General features: G+C 64.9%; 18 protein-coding genes and 5 pseudogenes. 14 read left to right on the top strand and 9 right to left on the bottom strand.

Going from position 1 to position 17,759, the window contains the following annotated elements; genetic code table 11:
* Positions 1-54 precede the first annotated feature (54 nt).
* Positions 55-597 (top strand): GNAT family N-acetyltransferase, encoded by a 543-nt coding sequence (locus ABZ642_RS28220; protein ID WP_360489242.1) that lies wholly within the window; start codon positions 55-57, stop codon positions 595-597.
* Between the two features lie 526 nt (positions 598-1,123).
* Here the strand turns inward: ABZ642_RS28220 and ABZ642_RS28215 are convergent.
* Positions 1,124-1,450, bottom strand: coding sequence for a hypothetical protein (locus ABZ642_RS28215; RefSeq protein WP_360489241.1), 327 nt, complete (start codon positions 1,448-1,450; stop codon positions 1,124-1,126).
* Between the two features lie 540 nt (positions 1,451-1,990).
* Between ABZ642_RS28215 and ABZ642_RS28210 the strand changes: the two genes are divergently transcribed.
* From ABZ642_RS28210 to ABZ642_RS28185, 6 genes and pseudogenes are all read left to right on the top strand, one after another.
* On the top strand, positions 1,991-2,503 hold the full coding sequence (locus ABZ642_RS28210; RefSeq protein ID WP_360489240.1) for a hypothetical protein: 513 nt from the start codon (positions 1,991-1,993) through the stop codon (positions 2,501-2,503).
* On the top strand, positions 2,437-2,982 hold the full coding sequence (locus ABZ642_RS28205) for a hypothetical protein (protein WP_360489239.1): 546 nt from the start codon (positions 2,437-2,439) through the stop codon (positions 2,980-2,982). The genes ABZ642_RS28210 and ABZ642_RS28205 overlap by 67 nt, the downstream gene beginning before the upstream one ends.
* Positions 2,957-3,463 carry a GNAT family N-acetyltransferase gene (locus tag ABZ642_RS28200; protein WP_360489238.1) on the top strand — a complete coding sequence of 169 codons (507 nt, stop codon included), beginning with the start codon at positions 2,957-2,959 and terminating at the stop codon, positions 3,461-3,463. The genes ABZ642_RS28205 and ABZ642_RS28200 overlap by 26 nt, the downstream gene beginning before the upstream one ends.
* Positions 3,464-3,769: 306 nt before the next feature.
* On the top strand, positions 3,770-4,507 hold the full coding sequence (locus ABZ642_RS28195; protein WP_360489237.1) for a dienelactone hydrolase family protein: 738 nt from the start codon (positions 3,770-3,772) through the stop codon (positions 4,505-4,507).
* Positions 4,508-4,714: 207 nt separating this feature from the next.
* Positions 4,715-4,834 (top strand): annotated as a pseudogene (locus tag ABZ642_RS28190) (transposase); the annotation flags it as partial.
* A gap of 171 nt (positions 4,835-5,005) precedes the next feature.
* The gene (locus tag ABZ642_RS28185) at positions 5,006-5,557 is read left to right on the top strand and encodes a DinB family protein (protein WP_360489236.1); all 552 of its coding nucleotides are present in this window, start codon (positions 5,006-5,008) and stop codon (positions 5,555-5,557) included.
* Positions 5,558-5,632: 75 nt separating this feature from the next.
* On the opposite strand, the pseudogene ABZ642_RS28180 reads toward ABZ642_RS28185, so the two are convergent.
* Positions 5,633-6,414 (bottom strand): annotated as a pseudogene (locus ABZ642_RS28180) (IS5 family transposase); the annotation flags it as partial.
* Between the two features lie 415 nt (positions 6,415-6,829).
* Here ABZ642_RS28180 and ABZ642_RS28175 point away from each other — a divergent pair.
* Entirely contained in the window at positions 6,830-7,234 is a 405-nt protein-coding gene (locus ABZ642_RS28175; protein WP_360489235.1) for a hypothetical protein, read from the top strand.
* Positions 7,235-7,285: 51 nt separating this feature from the next.
* Here the strand turns inward: ABZ642_RS28175 and ABZ642_RS28170 are convergent.
* Positions 7,286-7,405: pseudogene (locus tag ABZ642_RS28170) on the bottom strand (transposase); the annotation flags it as partial.
* Between the two features lie 736 nt (positions 7,406-8,141).
* Here ABZ642_RS28170 and ABZ642_RS28165 point away from each other — a divergent pair.
* On the top strand, positions 8,142-9,101 hold the full coding sequence (locus tag ABZ642_RS28165) for a YncE family protein (protein ID WP_360489234.1): 960 nt from the start codon (positions 8,142-8,144) through the stop codon (positions 9,099-9,101).
* Between the two features lie 448 nt (positions 9,102-9,549).
* On the opposite strand, the gene ABZ642_RS28160 is transcribed toward ABZ642_RS28165, so the two are convergent.
* The 3 genes and pseudogenes from ABZ642_RS28160 to ABZ642_RS28150 all read right to left on the bottom strand — a co-directional run.
* Positions 9,550-10,761 (bottom strand): cupin domain-containing protein, encoded by a 1,212-nt coding sequence (locus tag ABZ642_RS28160; RefSeq protein WP_360489233.1) that lies wholly within the window; start codon positions 10,759-10,761, stop codon positions 9,550-9,552.
* 105 nt (positions 10,762-10,866) lie between these two features.
* Positions 10,867-11,181 (bottom strand): hypothetical protein, encoded by a 315-nt coding sequence (locus ABZ642_RS28155; protein ID WP_360489232.1) that lies wholly within the window; start codon positions 11,179-11,181, stop codon positions 10,867-10,869.
* Positions 11,182-11,413: 232 nt separating this feature from the next.
* A pseudogene (locus ABZ642_RS28150) lies at positions 11,414-11,929 on the bottom strand (transposase family protein); the annotation flags it as partial.
* Between the two features lie 447 nt (positions 11,930-12,376).
* Here ABZ642_RS28150 and ABZ642_RS28145 point away from each other — a divergent pair.
* The 5 genes from ABZ642_RS28145 to ABZ642_RS28125 all read left to right on the top strand — a co-directional run bounded on the left by ABZ642_RS28145 (position 12,377) and on the right by ABZ642_RS28125 (position 15,819).
* Entirely contained in the window at positions 12,377-13,039 is a 663-nt protein-coding gene (locus ABZ642_RS28145; RefSeq protein ID WP_360489231.1) for a hypothetical protein, read from the top strand.
* A gap of 5 nt (positions 13,040-13,044) precedes the next feature.
* Entirely contained in the window at positions 13,045-14,376 is a 1,332-nt protein-coding gene (locus ABZ642_RS28140) for a hypothetical protein (protein ID WP_360489230.1), read from the top strand.
* 325 nt (positions 14,377-14,701) lie between these two features.
* Positions 14,702-15,097: a hypothetical protein gene (locus ABZ642_RS28135; RefSeq protein WP_360489385.1), complete on the top strand. Its 396-nt coding sequence runs from the start codon at positions 14,702-14,704 to the stop codon at positions 15,095-15,097.
* Between the two features lie 106 nt (positions 15,098-15,203).
* The gene (locus ABZ642_RS28130) at positions 15,204-15,389 is read left to right on the top strand and encodes a hypothetical protein (protein ID WP_360489229.1); all 186 of its coding nucleotides are present in this window, start codon (positions 15,204-15,206) and stop codon (positions 15,387-15,389) included.
* A 25-nt stretch (positions 15,390-15,414) separates the two neighbouring features.
* Entirely contained in the window at positions 15,415-15,819 is a 405-nt protein-coding gene (locus tag ABZ642_RS28125; RefSeq protein ID WP_360489375.1) for an IS5 family transposase, read from the top strand.
* Positions 15,820-15,877: 58 nt separating this feature from the next.
* On the opposite strand, the gene ABZ642_RS28120 is transcribed toward ABZ642_RS28125, so the two are convergent.
* The 3 genes and pseudogenes from ABZ642_RS28120 to ABZ642_RS28110 all read right to left on the bottom strand — a co-directional run bounded on the left by ABZ642_RS28120 (position 15,878) and on the right by ABZ642_RS28110 (position 17,709).
* Positions 15,878-16,243, bottom strand: a complete 366-nt coding sequence (locus ABZ642_RS28120; RefSeq protein ID WP_360489228.1) for a hypothetical protein — start codon at positions 16,241-16,243, stop codon at positions 15,878-15,880.
* 242 nt (positions 16,244-16,485) lie between these two features.
* Positions 16,486-16,800 (bottom strand): annotated as a pseudogene (locus ABZ642_RS28115) (IS3 family transposase); the annotation flags it as partial.
* A 351-nt stretch (positions 16,801-17,151) separates the two neighbouring features.
* The gene (locus tag ABZ642_RS28110) at positions 17,152-17,709 is read right to left on the bottom strand and encodes a hypothetical protein (RefSeq protein WP_360489227.1); all 558 of its coding nucleotides are present in this window, start codon (positions 17,707-17,709) and stop codon (positions 17,152-17,154) included.
* Between the last annotated feature and the right edge of the window lie 50 nt (positions 17,710-17,759).

Raw genomic sequence — 17,759 nt, 5'->3', positions numbered from 1 at the left:
GATCCCCAAGGCACTTGGCCTGCGGAGAATCGAGAGCAACCCTGGAGCGGTCTCATGGACATCACATGGCGTCGAGTCGAGGAGCAGGACTTCCCTCTGCTGCGAAAGTGGCTCCAGCAGCCCCACGTGAAGCGTTGGTGGAATCACGAGACCACGGCGGAAGCGGTGGTACGCGATTTCGGCCCCGCAGTCCGCGGTGAGGAGCCTTCGGAGGATCTCCTCGCCCTGCTCTACGGTCGGCCGGTGGGTCTCGTGCAGCGGGCACGCCTGCGCGACTACCCCGAGTACATGGCCGAGTTGGCGGCCATCGTTCCTGTTCCCGACGGCGCTATGACCATCGACTACCTGATCGGTGATCCCCGCCAGACCGGGCAGGGCATTGGCACGGCCGTCATCCGTTCCGTCGTCTCGCGAACCTGGGCCGAACACCCGGCCGCCCCGTGTGTTCTCGTCCCGGTGGTGGCAGCCAATCGTCGTTCGTGGCGGGCCCTCGAACGAGCGGGGCTGAGCCGGGTCGGGGTGGGCAACCTGGAGCCGGACAACCCGGTCGATGACCGGACCCACTACCTCTATCGTGTCGACCGGCAGGACGGCTGACCGACCGTCTCACCGCCGGCACCGGTCGCCGCCTTGCCCGTTCACCCAGGTCCCTGGTTCCCCGACTGCCGGGGAGGCGAGTGCGTTTTTCAGGCTGACCGGCTCATGACGGTCTCACGGTCGATGCGGCGGCAGCTCACCGTCGAGTTGTCCTGCACAGCGGACGGCGCCGTAGCCTCCCAGGACCGGTGGCTGGGTGCCGCGGCCGCGGCGCGGCCCTTTCCGCCCGAGAACAGCGAACTGCACCACCTGCTGGTGGACGCAGCTGTCAGCGTTCTGAGGGCGTGGGGCCGGAGACCCGGGTCGGGGACGTCCCCAACCCGGGTCTCGACCGCCCTGGGACCGGGTTGCCGCACCTACATCGAGGTCCTGGCGGACGTCGCCGCCGACGGAGTCGAAGTCACGGTCGAACGGGACAACCAGCCCTCGGTGCGCCTCCCGTACCGCGCGGGCCCTCCCTGCCGGCCGCAGGCGCCTGAGCCCCCAGTAGAGCCCCAGGGGTGCCTGCGGCGCAACGGCACCTGTCTCACATCCCTTGTGTCTGCCGCCCCTCGAGTTCCCGCCTGGCGGCGAGCGCCTTCGCCAGCACCTTGGCCCGGTAGGGGTTCGCGGCACCCAGGGCGGACGCCACCGCCAGCGCCTCGTCCAACAGCGCCAGCCGCTGCTCGGGCAGCTCCCGCACCAGCGGTGACGCGCTGGCCTCCACCAGAACGTACGCCAGCTTCGATCCGTACACCTCCGGCTCGACCTGCGTCAGCAGGCGGTAGATCCGCAAGCCTTCGGTGCCGCGCACCACCCGCCGGTTGGCACTGAGCAACTGGACCCTCGCCCGCATGACCATGTCCTGATCCATCGGTCCCCCTCCGTTCCCTCACCCCCACCTGCACCCGTCCCACGACGGGACAGCACGACGAACGCGTCGACACCCGAGAACGGATGCCGACACGGACGTCGGAGAGTGGATGACGACGAGTCTGCGGGCAGGCCACCACCCCGGACAAGCCTCAACGGACGTGCCCTCCGTCCTACCGCAAACCACCTTCGAGCAGGCATGATGGACCTGACACTCACTCAAGCACGCGGCCTCACCCTTGCCCTGTTCCTCGGCGCCAGTCGATGCCAGAGGACGCCATGGGTTCACGGCCGGCACGCCGATGATGGGGATCTTTAAGGCCTGGCCGGCGGATCTTTCCGAGCTCGGCGGCCGGCCTGGGCCCGGCATGTCGCGCACCGTCTCGGCGAGGCCCACGGCTGGCCACGCCGAGTCCGCCTCGACGTCGACCGGGCCTTGGTCATCGTCCTGTCCGGCCACATCGCGGGCGAAGTCCTCCGGTACTCCGAGCTGTTTTCGGCCCTGCGATCACGGGGGCTCAGCGTCGAACGCATCGCGGAGGTGCTCGACCACGTCGGCATCTTCCACGACGACCGGCCCTCGTCGTTCGACCAGTGGCTGGAGCGCAAGCTCGACGGCCTCGGCCGGTATCCGCCGCGACGTCGAGGCGTGGGCCCGGCTCCTGCACGACGGCGGCCGCCGCTCGCCCCCCGGGACGTGCACACGCTCTGGGGCTACCTCAACCGAATCCGGCCCGTGCTGCTGGAATGGTCCAACCGCTACGACCACCTGCGCGAGGTCACCCGCGACGACATCCCCAGCCACCTGAGCACCGTTCACGGCTCGCAGCGCAAGCACACCCTGGTCGCCCTGCGGTCGCTGTTCACCCGGACGAAGAGGAACGGCACGATCTTCAAGAACCCCACCAGCCGCATCCGGGTCGGCCAGCAGGAGCCGGCGTCATCCAGCCACTGCACCCCGGGCACGTCCAGTCCTCGGTCGCCGTGGTGGCCCGGCCGGCGGACCGGCTGGTCCTCGCCCTCGCGGCCGTCCACGCCGCCCGCCCCGGCCTGATCCGCCGCCTCCACGTCGACGACCTCGACATCGGCAACCGCCGACTTCTCATCGACGGCCGCGTCCGGCCCCTGGACGAGCTGACGCTGCAGCTCGCCCTCGCCTGGCTGGACCACCGGCGGCGCCGATGGCCCGACACCGCCAACCTGCACCTTCCAATCAACAAGCAGACCGCGCCGGAGACCGGGCCCATCAGCGGCGTCTCCGTCTCCGCGGCGCCTCGCGGCCAGACCGCCACACCGGAACGGCTCCGTGTCGACCGCCAGCTCGAAGAAGCCCTCGTCCACGGCCCGGACCCATTCCACCTTGCCGAGGTCTTCGGCCTGGACGAGAAGACCGCGATCCGCTACGCGAACTCGGCCCGCGCACTGCTGGCACAGACAGCCGAGCACTCAACATCCTCCTCAACAAAAGAACTTGGCCCGGCTCGTGGAGCCTTGAAGAATGACGGCCATGCAGATTCGACAGGCAGGGCTTGATGACGCCTCGGCCGTCGCTGGTGTCTACGTGCGATCGTGGCAGGTGGCCTTTGCCGGTCTTGTTCCACAGCGCTACCTCGACGCCATGGACGCAAGCCGCGTCGAGCCCGATTGGAAGTCACTTATCGCAGAGACACGGTGGCCGTCGTCGGGAGTACTGGTAACCGAAACCGAGACGGGGATCGTCGGTTTCGCAAGTTTCGGCCCGTCTGAAAAGGCCCCCGGCGTCGCGGAAATCGGCACGCTCTACACGTTGCCCGAGGTCTGGGGCACCGGGATCGGCAAGCAGTTGATGCTGGCCACGTTGGCGACTCTCAAACAGGCCGACTACCCACAGGCTGCCCTGTGGGTACTGGAAGACAATGAACGCGCCCGGCGCTTCTACGAGGCAGCCGGTTGGCGCCCGGATGGCGCGGCCGTGGTGGACACCACCGGCGGCGCCTCTCTCAACAAGCTGCGTTACAGCCGCCCTCTTGGTTAGCCCGCTCGCGGTCTTACACGTCGAGAGAGCCAGGAAGCCGTGTGGCCGCGGGTCGGCATCGAACTCGCTGAACCAGCACCGTGAAGCACGACGACGGATCCTTGAGTTCCGACCCATAACCCTTCAGTTTGCGTGAACCGCGGGACTCCAGGGGGTGTGACCGAGATACGCACCAAAGGGGCAACGGGATGATCTTGCAGCCCTGAGCGCCGGGCCCGTCCCGTATTTCAGAGGGACACCTACGCTGTTCTGCCAGCGGCAGAACACCGGCCGGACCGGGCTCGACGATCACTACAGTCCAGTCTCATGACGACGATTACGACGCGTACGGTCGAGTACCCGGCCGACGGTTTGACGATGATCGGGCACCTCGCGCTCCCGGCCGGTGTCGACCGCCGGCCCGCAGTGCTGCTCGGACCAGAGGGCATGGGGCTCAGCGACGTCGAGCGCCGCCGGGCCGATGCTCTCGCCGAGCTGGGATATGTAGCGCTGGCCTTCGACCTTCACGGCGGCCGCTATTTGGGTGACCCCGAGGAGATGCTGGCCCGTTGCCTGCCGCTGCTCGCTGATCCCGACCGGATGCGGCGCATCGGCCACGCGGCACTCGACGAGTTGCGCACCGAGCCCCGGACCGACCCCGACCGGATCGCCGCCATCGGCTACGGCACCGGGGGCGCCATCGCGCTGGAACTCGGGCGAGGCGGCGTCAACCTGCGCGCGATCGGGACAGTCAACGCTACTACCACGGGCCGACCGGGCGAGGCAGCGCGCATCCGCTGTCCGGTGTGGGCCGGGGTCGGATCGGAAGACCCGATCATGCCGCCCGCGCAACGAAACGCGTTCACCGCTGAGATGCAGGCCGCTGGCGTCGACTGGCGCCTCGCGGTCTATGGCGGCGCCTTGCACGCCTTCCACCACCCGCCGGTCGACCACCCCGTGGTCCCCGGTGTCGGCTACCACCCACAGCACGCGCAGCGAGCCTGGCGCGACATCGTCGACCTGCTCACCGAGTGCCTGCCCGTGACGGAGGACCTGGGGGCATGACCCAGGCAAACATGCTGGCGCCAGGACTGGTCAGCGTCGCGCACTGACGGCCTCCTCCCCTCAAGCCCTCACAGCAGATCCGCCTTCGGGTAGTTGTGCGATCGCGGAGACGTATTCACAACTGCCGCAGTAAATACCGGATTTACTGCGACGGAGCCCTGGCCGTGATCGTCGCGACCTGCGGCGGAACGTTCCGGCTTCCAGGGCGGGATGTGCAAGGTGCGCTGAGTGGTCGAGCGCGCCTTCGCCTGGCTGCATCAGTTCAAACGGCTCCGCACCCGCTACCAACGACGCGCAGATCTCCACCAGGGCCTGCTCGAACTTGGCTGGATAACGGCGAGCGCACGCACCGCAACTGCCCCTGCCCATCGCGACTCGAAGATTGATTACGGGACAGCCCTACAGCCTGTCCGGCGGATCTTGTGGTTCTGGGTGATCGGTTCGTTGCGGTTCACCCGTCGGCGGCACTGTCAGCTCCGTTCGCTAAGGTCTGCGGCCATGACTGAGAGCGCAACAGAAGCTTGGCCGGAACCTCCCCTCGCCGGCACCGAGGCAGCAGCCGTCCTCGGCGCCCTCGAACGGCAGCGGGCCACCCTGGCCTGGAAGTGCTCCGGCCTGGACGCCGCCGGCCTTCGCGCCACACTCGGCACGTCCACCGTCACTCTGGGCGGCCTCCTCAAGCACCTGGCGCACGTAGAAGACAGCCACTTCGCCCGGCTGTGGCTCGGCTCCCCCGTCGGGGCTCCCTGGGACAGCGTCGACTGGGACAACACCCCCGACTGGGACTACCGCTCCGCTGCGCAGGACACCCCCGAGCAACTGCGCGCTCTCTGGCAGGAATCAGTCGCCCGCTCCCGTGCCATCGTCGACAAGGCGCTCAGCACTGGTGGGCTGGACCAGCTGGGCGCCTACACCACCCGTAGCGGCGAACGCCCCAACCTCCGCCGCATTCTCCTTGACCTCATCGAGGAGTACGCCCGCCACGCCGGTCACGCCGACCTCATCCGTGAATCCGTCGACGGGCTCACAGGCGAGGACCCGCCGAGGTGAACTGAAGTACGGCGTGGAGGAATGGTCGGCCTTCATCATGCTCACCCCTGATAAAGGCGAGTTCCTGTCGAGCGATCACACCCGGAGCCATAGGCGGATCGCGGCGACGGCCACGGTGCCGTGGAAGACGAAGGCCCTCTTGTCGTAGCGGGTGGCGACGGCTCGGAAGGTCTTGAGCCGGTTGATCGTCCGCTCGACCTCGTTGCGACGTTTGTAGATCTCGCTGTCGAAGCCGGTGGGCCGACCGCCCTTGCTGCCGTGCCGTTTGCGGTTGGCCCGCTGGTCCTTCGGCTCGGGGATGGTGTGCTTGATCTGACGTCTTCGCAAGTAGCCCCGGTTGCGGCGTGAGCTGTATGCCTTGTCACCACCCAGGTGGTCCGGCCGGGTCCGAGGACGACCGCCCTGCGGGCGGGGAACGCGGATGCGTTCGAGGACCTCGATCATCTGCGGGGCGTCGCCCCACTGGCCGGGGGTGACCAGGAACGCCAGCGGGCGGCAGCCGCCTTCGCCAGCAAGGTGGATTTTGCAGGTCAGGCCGCCCCGGGACCGCCCGAGTCCTTCGTCGGGGCGGTGGTGCCGGGGCGTTGTCCTTTTTTCGGGACATGTGGTTTCTTCTTCCGGGCCCCGGCCGCGTGCTGATGGGCACGGCAAGACGTCGAGTCGACGCCGACCATGCTCCAGTCGATCCGGCCCCCGAGGTCGGCGTCGGCTTGGACGGAACGCAGGATCCGGTTCCACGTGCCGTCCGCCGACCAGCGTCGGTGCCGTTCATGGACCGTCTTCCAACTGCCGAAACGCTCGGGAAGATCCCGCCACGGTATGCCCGTCCGGACCCGGAACAAGATCCCGTTGATCACCCCGCCCCATGCCGGACACAACGAGCCAATAGTCCGACAGACACATGATCCGCCGGACAGTTCCTAGTCGATCTGGATAGAGCCAGGGAGCAGAGCACGTGACCGAACGGCGTATCTACATCGACCCCGGTCCGCGCGACCCGCGAGCCCGCAAGATCGACGTCCGGGCAGGCATCACAGTGGTACGCCCCCGTCGTACTCGACCGCGACAAGTACGTTTACGCTACCCCACGCGGCCAGTCTCCCGAGCTGCCAGACGCCTACACGGAAGCCGTCGACAGGGCATGCAACGCTTCCATGGACTGCATCTTTTACGACGGCTACCCCGGCGGGTTCTTCTGGAGCAGCGGCCCCAGCATGGTCACGTTGTTTGCTTAGACCGCGTTTGAGATCTGGGTCGGTGGCCTCTCGGCGGGTGCTCTCCGACAAGTTCCCCATCGTCGGCGGCTTCAAGGAGTTGGAATACGGCCGTCCGGACGGGCCGTCGATCCGGGCTGCTGTGCGAACGGCTGCGCCGCAGCATGAAGGCGATCTTGTTCAGTACCTGCGCGCCGGCACGACGTTGGTCGCCATGCCTTCGGCTGTGCCTGACGTGCTGAGCGAGACTGGCGCCCTCATCGGGGGGCTGCACCTACTCACGGATGGACACTGGCTGTGGTACTCCGACCTGGCCCACTATGTGTGGCGCTACCACGTGGAGCTCGACCCAGCGTTCATTGAGCACGCGCGTAGCAACAACTGGACTGTTCCGCAGGTGGGCGACCAGCATCTCGAAGCGATGGTGACGTTGCTCCTCGGGGACGAACACGGGCCAGACTGATGTTGCTGACCACGCCGCGCTATCAGGCCGAAGTTCGAGTCAACGGGCCACGACATAGAAGATCGCGTTTACGATCCGCCGCCGCGGATGCTTCTCCCGCCGCCCGCCCTTGGGCCCCACCCTCGCGGGCGGCAGCAACGGTTCCACCAACGCCCACTGCTCGTCCGTCAAGTCCTACGGATACCCACCCGCGGCACCGCTCACGACATGCTCAACGACCACACCAGGAACGGGGCACGGCATCTCTCAAACGCGGTCTCAGGACACTCGGGACGAGAGAGAAGGCTCGGCACAGTCGATTCGGCGATTTGGCCATAGTTGCAACTTTCCGGACTACCCCTCCTACCATCATGAATCACCCCATGCTCCTCCGCTACTGGACTGCCGACCTGACACCTGCTTCACACAGACCCTGCCGACTTCACGTGTAAGTGTCGGCGGACAACGTCTGGTTCGAGGTGCAGGCCACCAGAAAAGAGCGCATGATGAAGGAGAAACGGGGTGTTTGGTAACCACGGAGGGCCGTGGGATGAGGTTGCGTGGATGGGTGGAGGCTGCGGGCGCTTGCATCAGCGGCCTCCTATTTATCCTGGTGTTGGTATGACCTGACTAGATCGAGGCGGTCTTCGGAGTCGACCCCGACGCAGGAAGCGGCACCCTTGAGGCAGTCATCGCCGCATTGGCGCTGGCTGCCACCGTTACGTTCTCCCTATTGGCCTGGCTGGAATGGCGCGGTGCGCGCGCCGGTCATACCTCTTGACAGGACGCCAGAGGGTCTCGGCGGGTCGAGTCCAGTCGGTCCAGACCATCGGCGATACCAGGAACTGCGGCTGGGCCATTTGTGGGGCACACCCTTTGAATATGGGAGTTTGCACCGCTCCACGGAATCCGCCAAGGAGGAACTGCTATGACCACCGAGGACGGCAGCCAGGCCCCCCGGATCATGGACGAGTCGCCGTCGGGCGATCCAAGACGGAGGCCGATGGCTGCAACAGAGCGGGTTATCACTGACCTGCCATTCGAGCGACTCTGCGCGAGGGCGCGAGACAAGGGTCTGCAGGTTCCGTCGGCGCCAGTTCAAGCGGAGCCTGCAGCTGCTTGGCAGAGGAAGAAGATCCCGGTCGGCGATCGTCCACACAGTGTGGCCGTGAACCCGGATGGAACCCGCCTCTACGTTACCAACTTCGGTGACGGCTCAGTGTCAGTGATCGACCTTGGCCGCGAGTCAGTAGTTGCGACACACCCAGTCGACGAAGGCCCGTATGGTTTGACGGTGGGCTCGGATGGAACCGATCTTTACGTGGCCTCCCCAAGCCAAGGCACCGTGACGCAGTACAGCATCTCCGGTGACGATGTCGTCGAAGATGGCTCCATCCTTGAGGCGGAGAACCACAGCAAGAACCCCTACGGTATGGCGGCGAGCCCAGACGGACACGTCTACGTGACGCTGGCTTTGTCAGACGCCGTGCGAGTAACTGATAAGTTTCTCATGGATATCAGGGATATTCCAGCCGTCAACTTCCCGGTGGGTGTGGCAGTAAGCAACGACAACACCCGCGTCTATGCGACGAACTACTTTGCCGCAGGGTCTGTTTCGGTAATCGATGTCTCTGACCAGGCCGTAGTGGGCACCATCGCAGTCGGCAACGACCCGTATGGTGTGGCTGTGAGTCCGGATGGAACTCACCTCTACGTGACTCACTTCCTAGGCCCCGGAGACGTGTCGGTAATCGACGTCTCTACCCAGACCATAGTTGCCACGGTCCCGGTTGGTGATGACGCGCGTGGTGTGGCAGTGAGCCCGGATGGAACCCGCCTGTACGTGACCAATTTTTTCGCAAACTCCGTGTCGGTTATAGACGTGTAGCTGCGGATCAACGCTCTCGAGGTGTCGGTGCCTGTTCTCATAGTCGCGAGCCCGTCGGCGTGAGTGCAGTGTCGCGTAGCCGGACCAGCAGTCTCTGCCCGCTTCCCAGTCGGTGACCGAGGCTACGGTGACCGGCAGCAACACTCGGATATCCCCCCACGATGTGCCGTGTCCCGCAGCTTGCGACTCGGACCGGAATTTCCGCTCATGATGCGACAGTAACGACTCCAGGCGCTCTCAGTTGCTCAGTTTGCCCGTCGCACGAGCCGGCGGCTCATGGCCATGCTCGTCGACACAACCCCGGACGGGGCGCGGTCGGAAGTGAAGCGCATGGCCGCACGGAGCCTGCTGGCGAAGTAACGCCTGCCACTGGGGCATCACCGAACCAGGCATCGGCGGAACGGGCTCTGCACCGCGAGTTAGGAGCGCAGCGGCGGCACCGGGAGGCCTAACGCGTTCGTAATTGGGCTGGACCGTCCTTCACCCCAAGCTCGAGTACTCCCTCTTTATGAAGACGCCGCAGAAGTGTCAGCCTGCCTTCGTCATCCAGGTTCGGGGCGAGATCCTGGCCCGTGATCACGTCGGCGTGCAAAAGAATCTCAAGAGACGGAGAAACGTAGCTTGGGAATGCGATCATTTTTGCGTCACTATGAAGGACAACCTCACTGGAGCATCGTTCGAGTTGCGCGTCGGCTCTATTTGCGATCCGAACAGCCGTAGTGAGTGAGATGGGGAGCGGTTCGACCAGCGCCCGGAACCGGCCCCTGTGCAGGCTGGCCTGATGCGTGGGAACTCGCGGCTCCCTGGTGGCCAGGGCTTTCAGGTGCGGCGACAGTCTCGCGAGCAGCTCATTTGCGTCGTCGTCGACTGTGGCCGGGGAGGCGGAGATGACGGAGCGTCTCAGGAGCGCGTCCGTGCTTTCGGCCATTGCGAGCGCCTCGTGTGCCATATCGGCCCAAGTGTAGGGATATATTCCTATGGTGATATGCAAGGAATGAGAGCTTTCCGTGGTCCCCTCATGCAGTAATCCGCGAGGAATGTACAGTGCGTCACCGGCCTCGAGCACGAACTCGTCCCACATTCCGGTGCCCATCGGATCTGAGCAGACGTTAGGGCTCCGAGGCGTGGCAAGGAATTCCAACTCCTTTTGCAGCTTCCACCTTTTTCGACCTTCGGACTGCAATAGGATCACATCGTGGGTATCAGCGTGCACCGCGAACCCTTGCGAGTTAGGCGGTGTGATGTACACGTTGGCTGCGATAGGGGCGCAGAACACTCCTGCCAGTTCAGCGCAAAATACAGCAAGTCGCTCATTGCACTGATGCGCCTGGTTCAAGGTTATGGTGCCTCCGCTGGCGTACAGCTCAAGAATCGCCTCTGTATCGAACGTTGCCAACCCTCCTTGCTTCGGCGCCGAGTACTCGTCGGCTGATATCGGATGGCCTCCCTTGCTCATCTGAATGAATCCCTGAAATCTCGGCCCGGGGACCGAAAGTATCTGGTCGACGTCATCGAAAGAGAAGAGATCTCGGCAGTGACCTGCCCTTTCCGAGTTCTGCTCGCCACGGGAAAGGAAATAGAAGCGCTCGAAGTGCCGTTCCATGAACGTCTCGGGGGGAATCGCCATCAGCTTGTCGAACGAGGGTGAAGTGTGCTTCATTGGGTTACCCGATCGTTGCCACCCTGCCCTGTGAGGAGCAGCGCATCTCAACGCCCGGATCAACTTGTCGAGCGTGTTGAACCGGACGCTGAGGTGGTTCCAGCTTCAGAGCCAACTGATATCGATGCCCTTAAAGGGGTTCCAATCCTTGTCACGCGGCTTTTTTGGGCGAAGGTGTGTTTCTGTGCTGGTATACGCATCGGCCCTCTTCACCTCGGCCGCCAATATGGCGACAAGATCCCGGAAAACCTCTGGCGAGACCTCGATACGTTCATCCCGGCCACCGCGCTCGATGGCCCTGAGTGCTTTTTCCAGGAAAGGCATCGAAGACCGCAGAACGTCAGCGGCGCTGATCGCGGTCTCGCTCACCCGGATCTGATCGTCCCTCAGGGTGTACTTCTCGCTCTGTGTGTGTACCATGACTGACTCCCGCTTTGGATGGCAACGGATCTTCAGCGAAGGTGCTGCCAAATGTTGTTCCAATCACCCGTCACCTACCTTCAAGGATCCTGCCGTTAGAGTCTGCCTGCAACTCGAAAAATCGTTTCGCATTCAATCTGCCCCTGCGTTTCTTTCATCTCGGCAGCAGTTGAAGACGCGAGCCAGTGCGGGCGGAGTAGCCTATGCGATCGTTACTGCGCCGTAAAAATGTGCGGACCGTCTCACCGGCACCTCGACAGCCCTTATCGGCCCTACAATTGATGTCGGCATTGGCAGCTGCGTCGCCGATGCCGCGTTTTGCGGGTCACGCGGACGTCGTGGACGGCGCCGCACAAGGCCGGCGAGGCCAGCAGCAGTGGGCCGGAGGGATCGGCGGTGCCCTGCACGTTCATCCCGTGCCTGCTGCTTGCCGGAGTCGGAGCGCAGGTTTGCGGCGATGCGGTCGATCGACAGAAGCGTGCGGTCCAGGAGCAGGTGCGACTTCGCCGATGCGGCGCGGACGGCCTTGGTGAGGGTGGGCGCGAGTGACGTAGCGGTACGCGGTCGTGGTTCCGATGTCGAAACCGACCCCCACGCTGAGCATAGGTGCGCCCAACCCGTAAGTGGGCGAGCGCGAGAAGGACTTGGCGGCCACCGCTCAGCCGCCGCCCACGGGAGCCGATCACGCAGCGGTGCCAGCGCAGTTCGTGAAAGCCAGGAAGCGATGGGCAGCAGTGGACACGTCGATGCCGGATGGCTAAACAAAGCACATGAAGCTGGTGGAGACGGTTCTCTTGGTCGCAATCGATCTAACAGGGGCTTCACCACGTTGTCATCCCAACCGCCAACACGCCCTCAGGTTGGAAAGGGCCCACTGCCGCCGTGCTTCGGCATTTCGAAGTCCACGGCCCACCGCTGGTTCGATCTGGTCCAGAGCTGGCGTTGGGCAAAGCGGTCCGGCGCTGGCTGGATGACGCCAGTCTCATCGACCCTGAGCAGTGGATGGAGTGGGACAGTCTCCGCGGACCAAATGCGTGAACCTGAGCCGATCACCTTTGATCTGCGGCGTGCCGCACGGCATTCCGTAGCGGAACTCCTTATTAGATTGGGAGTCGTGTCACGGCCCAGCACCTGCTGGCCAACCGGATCGCCCCGACCAGAGGAGAAGAAATTGGGTGCACAACAATCCACTGCGATGTCCCGTGCTGCGACCGTGCGACGTGTCGATGCACTGTTCCAGGCCATGGAAACGGATTTTCTCCTGCGCGAGCAGTTCATCACTGGCCCGACTCATATTTTGATGGAGTATCTTGCGGGCTCATCCGTTTCGCCGGAACAAGAGGCCCTGACAGACCGGCTGATCTACTCGGTGTTCGCCAGCCCGAAGCTACTGCAGTGGTTCGAGGAGTACGCGCACAGTCACACGGAAAAAGAGAAAATGCCTGCTGGGAGGAAGTTTCTAGCCGACTTCTGTGAGGCGACTGTGAACCACGGTGGCCGGGATGTCGTGGCTACTTTGCTGGAAGGATGCGTGACAGAGACCGGAATCTATGGGCTCACCGATGAGTTGCTGCACTACTTCATCAACCTCCCTGTCGCGCAGACACTCTACAGTGACAGGGCTGGCAAACAGGACGGAGACCCAGGGGAGGGCGAAGAGAACGTCGGCATGCAGCCCCGAGACAAAACCCCGTTCGTGACGAATATGACCTGGAAGACTTGGTACAAGATTCAGTCTGCGGACGATGAGCAGGCCTTCAGTTCACGCTTCGCGCCGCCATACGTCGCGGTGACCCTCAACGGACTGGCCCGATACGCAGTGGAACTCCGGGCACGCAACGCCTTCCAGCTCGGGTGATCTGCATGGGCACGCCGTGGAACGCCGGATCGGCGGTCGCCCGCGCGAGGGCCGCTGTCAGTGCTGGCCTTGCGGAGGAGGAGGTGCACCTCCTCCGCGAGGCCCTTCAAGCCGACTCCCAAAGCTGGTCGAACAAACGCGAGTTGGCGCTCTTGCTGGCCGCCTCGGAGCGCTGGGACGAGGTGCAGCCGTTGTTGCGTGACGAACTGTGCGCAGATGCCGACAGCAGGGTGTGGGTGACCGAGGTGCTCAATGCGGCTTTGGAACACTGTGACTTCGCGCTCGCAGAGGGGTTCGCCTCGCTCTTCGCCCGACTGCGTTGGGGTGCTTCCTCGGATCCGGCCAAGCGCCCAGCAATACCACTGACAGTTCCCAAGTTGCGGCACGACATCCAGCAGATGTACTACCTCCAGGGCCTAGGCGTGTTGAGCTCGGAGTACAGCCAGGTCATTGACGCCTACCAGGCCGTGCACGACCGACTGGTGACTGAAGGCCCTCACGCTCAGGCGCCCCTCGACTCCGATGCCGACCCCCGCATCGCCGAGAACTACAATCGACTGCTACATGTACGCCATACACCACGCGTGGCGCGTGCCCTGTCCCGTCGCTGGGATCCCGCAGCTGTTGAGGACCAATACTTGGCGAATGCGCCCGGCGTAGTCTATGTGGATGATTTTCTTACCGAAGAGGCATTGGGCGAGCTGTACCACTTCTGTCTGGAGTCGACAGTTTGGTTCGGCAACCGCTACGCCCACGGTCGGCTGGGCGCGCTCATGCAGGATGGGTTTGTTTGCCCCTTGCTCATGCAGATCGCCGAGGAACTACAGAACGCCCTACCTCGGCTCATCGGGAACCAGTACCCGCTGCGCCAAATGTGGGGCTTTAAATGCGGCCCTCAAGTGCCCGCCGACGTCACCACGCATGCGGACTTCGCCGCCGTCAACGTCAACTTCTGGGTGACCCCTGACAGCGCCAACACCGACGAGCACTCAGGCGGCCTGGTGGTGCACAACGTCGACGCTCCCTTGTCTTGGGGATTCCACGCATACAATGGCCGCCAAGACCTGATCCGGCCATTCCTGCAACGTCGGCAGGCCCGCAGCATGACCATTCCTTACCGACAGAACCGAGCGGTGATTTTCAACTCTGACCTATTCCACGCCTCGGATGCCATCCGCTTCCGGCCTGGATACGAAAATCTGCGCATCAACGTCACGATGCTCTACGGCGACCGCGAAGAGGAAGCACACCATCCACAACGGTCTGGCTCCGAAGCAGTAGATGGCAGACCGGCCTGGAGGTCGGCGGCCTTCACTCGGGTGAGGTCGAGAAGGTGACCGGGCACTGACAAGTCCGCTGATCGGTCAACAGAACTTCTGATCATCCGCCAGCGGGCCGACGAACGTGTACTTGTCCCTCACATCCCAGCCACCAGTTCCGCCCGGGCCAGATCCAGCACCGCGACGGGGCGTCTACAGATTCACTGGGGGAACACAGCCTCCGTCTCACAGCGCCTCAACCCACCTGGGGTCATCGCCACGGGCTCGGGCGTGGAGCTGGGGGCCGGCGGCGGAGTCGAGGATGCGGGTGAGCACGGTGGCGGGGGCGTCACCCGCACCGCGCTGGTCCGCTCCACCAGCACCAGCCACACCTTCGCCCGCGATGAACTCGATGCCGGCGAGCACCGGCGGGCGCTGCTCGGCCTGTCCGACGAGCTCGGCCTGCGGCTGCGCACCAAATGGCGAACTCGACCTAGAGTTCCGGCTGATCGCCATCACCGCCAACGACGTCCGCTCCGGCCGGCTCACCACCCACGACGTCAACACCCGCGACGTCAACTTCGCCCGCTACTGCGAGGAGTGCCTGCGCGAAGGCATCGATCCGCACACCGCCGTCGAGGCCGAAGCCCTCCGCCCCGGGCTCCTGCGGCAGCGGCTCGACGAAACGATCGAGGGCTTGGTCGACGACGTCGTTCGGCAGTGGAACATCGAGGCCCGCACCGAAGAGGCCGAGCGGGAAATTCTGGACAAGCCGCCTGCCGCCGACGAGAACCAGTAGGACCCGTGCACCACACGTGTTGCATCAGCTACAGTGCTCGCGACCGCTCCTGAGCTGCGGAAACTCCACCCACACACTCGCGGCGCCCCGGAGAAACCTGGAGGACGTGGTCACCAGCGGTGGGCAGATCGTGCTGTCGACCGCGGACCTGCGGAACCTGGGCGCGCAGGTGGATGAGGCCCTGTGCGTGATCGACCGGGAGCAAGGCGGTGCCGAGGCTCTCAAGGCAGAGGGCATCAGTCTGTTGTCACTGCTGTCGGCCGAAGACCTGCGGGCTGCTGCCGTGTCCTGACGCCAGGCCGTGTCGGGCCACCGGCCTGCGACATTGTCCGGAGCATGACGGGGCGGGGAGATCTTCGGACAGGCAGTGGGCGCAGTTGGAGCCGCTGCTGCCGGTGAGCAACAACCGGTGCGGGCGGTGGCGGGACCACCGGCAGGTGGCCAACGGGATACTGCACCGGGTGCGGACCGGGGTGCCGTGGCGGGACCGGCCGGAACGGTTCGGCCCGTGGAAGACCGTGTATGAACGCCATCGGCACTGGTCGGCCGACGGTACCTGGGAGCGGCTGTTCCAGCAGGTCCAGGGCGCTGCCGACGCGATCGACTGGCGCGTCTCGGTGGACTCCACCGTGATGCGCCTGTCGCACCACCGCCACCACATGGACGAGCAACCTCAACCAGGGCCTCTCGCTCGGGTGTTCCACCGCAGCGACCGCCTTTGAACAACTCGGTGCCGACGGCGGGGTTCTACGGGCCCCGGCGGCGGGCACGGTGCCACTTTCATCCCACTGTTTTTCCGCTGGCCTTCCGCGCTGCTGCGCGCTTTCGCGCCTCTTCGAGCGCGGCTTGCCATCGCCTGTTGACCTCCTCAGGCCTTTGGTGCCCGCACTCGATGAGGTTGCCTGCGCTGTCGACGACTTCCGCGTAGCAGTCACCGTTCTCGATCCAGACGGCGACGTTCTCGATCCCCGCCGACCGATCGTCGTCGTCCACCCAGAATGTTATGGAGAAGGCCAGCTCATCGCCGTTGTAGTCGGATCGGACTCGGAACGTCTCGTTGGGCTTGAGCCATCGATCCTCACCAAGTGGCTCGAGCCACATGATGAGCCACCCTTTGGAATCGTTGCGGACATCCATGAGAGCCATGTCCGCACCCTAGCCTTGCCGACGATCATGTAGATAGCGGTGTCGGGTAGCCGCTGCTTCGAGTGCCGGCGTACGTCGTCGTCGCTCAGTTCTCCTCCGGACCGCCACAAGGCCACGACGGTCGTGAGCCGCTGCGGGAAGGTTGCGGGGAGACAGCTCTTTGGGATCTCTCGTCCGACGTCAGCTCGTTGAACTGGGGTCACAAGGGTTGGGTCTACTGCAGGTTTGGGTGACAGTTCGGGTCACGCGGCCTGGCGGGCCGGTGTGGTCATGACGGTTGCGAATTCGACGGGGGTCAGCCGACCGAGTGAGGTTTGTCTGCGGCGTCGGTGGCAGGTCTCCTCGACCCAGCTCACGATCGCGATCCGCAGTTCCTGACAGGTGGCCCAGGCACGGCGATCGAGGACGTTCTTCTGCAGCAGGCTGAAGAACGACTTCATGGCCGCCTTGTCGCCCGCCGCCCCGACCCTCCCTATCGAACCGGTCATCCGGTGTCCGTCGAGCGCCCGGACGAACCTCCTCGACCGGAACTGTGATCCGCGATCGCTGTGCAGAATGCACCCGGCGACGTTGTCACGTCGGGCCACGGTTCAGGACCCGGCACGTCACCGTGACGGGCACCCCGTCACCGGCCAGCGATCGCGTCTTGCTGGGAGCGCGACACCATGCCCCCTCCGGGCTGCTCGACGGCCCGAAGGTCCACCACTACGAAGCACGCTCCGGGCCGCCCTGAGCCGCGAAGCGGCCGTCTCCTGCCACCGGCTTCCACCAGCGACGAGTGCGAGCGGTGCTGCGCAGACTGTCGTCGGTGGGAGCTGGCTGATCGTGGCCCGAGTGCTGCAAGGCGCTGGTGCGGCACTGATGATCGTGGGCCGCGCCTGGTCGGCGCGATCCTCGGTCGGCACGGATCAGTGCCTGGGGGTCGAGCGGGACAGGCGGATCGCCGAGAGGAGGAAGAAGATCCCGCCGAGCGCGGCATAGCCGGCGAGGGAGGTCAGGGAGGGGTTGTCCTGTGTGGCGCTTCGGATGAAGGTCGCGCCGGCGAGGACGGAGATGCCGCCGCTGAGGATCATGGCCCACTGGCCGCCCATGGGTCGGCGCGCGACGCCCACGAGGAGTTGGATGAGGCCGGAGACGACGGCCCAAGCGCCCCAGACACGCAGTACGTCGTCGACGCCCGAGGTGCTGGCGACCGCGACCCCGATGGCGGCGAGCACGCTGGCGGCCATGTTGGCGTACAGGCCCTTGACCGGCCCGGCGGCGCGAGCCGACCTGGCATCCACGACGGCCGCGGCCACGTCGAAGGCGGGATAGAGGAACAGCAGCAACTTGGCCCCGAAGGTGAGCTCGGAGCCGGACACCAGCAGGAGTGCGGCCCAGGCGGCGGCGAAGACGAAGCGGATGACGTACAGCCGACGCAGGGCGGGTGCGGCACCGATGGGCTCGGCGGAGGCGGTGGATGCCATGGGGTTCTCCAATGACTGCGGAACAGAGAGAACGTTCTCTCTTGTACGCA

Origin of the sequence: Streptomyces sp. NPDC007157, from assembly GCF_040634235.1 — a bacterium.
In the GTDB taxonomy this organism is placed as follows: Bacteria; Actinomycetota; Actinomycetes; order Streptomycetales; family Streptomycetaceae; genus Streptomyces.
Note: the sequence above shows the minus strand (reverse complement) of the source record. Positions and strands in the feature narration are given on the sequence as shown.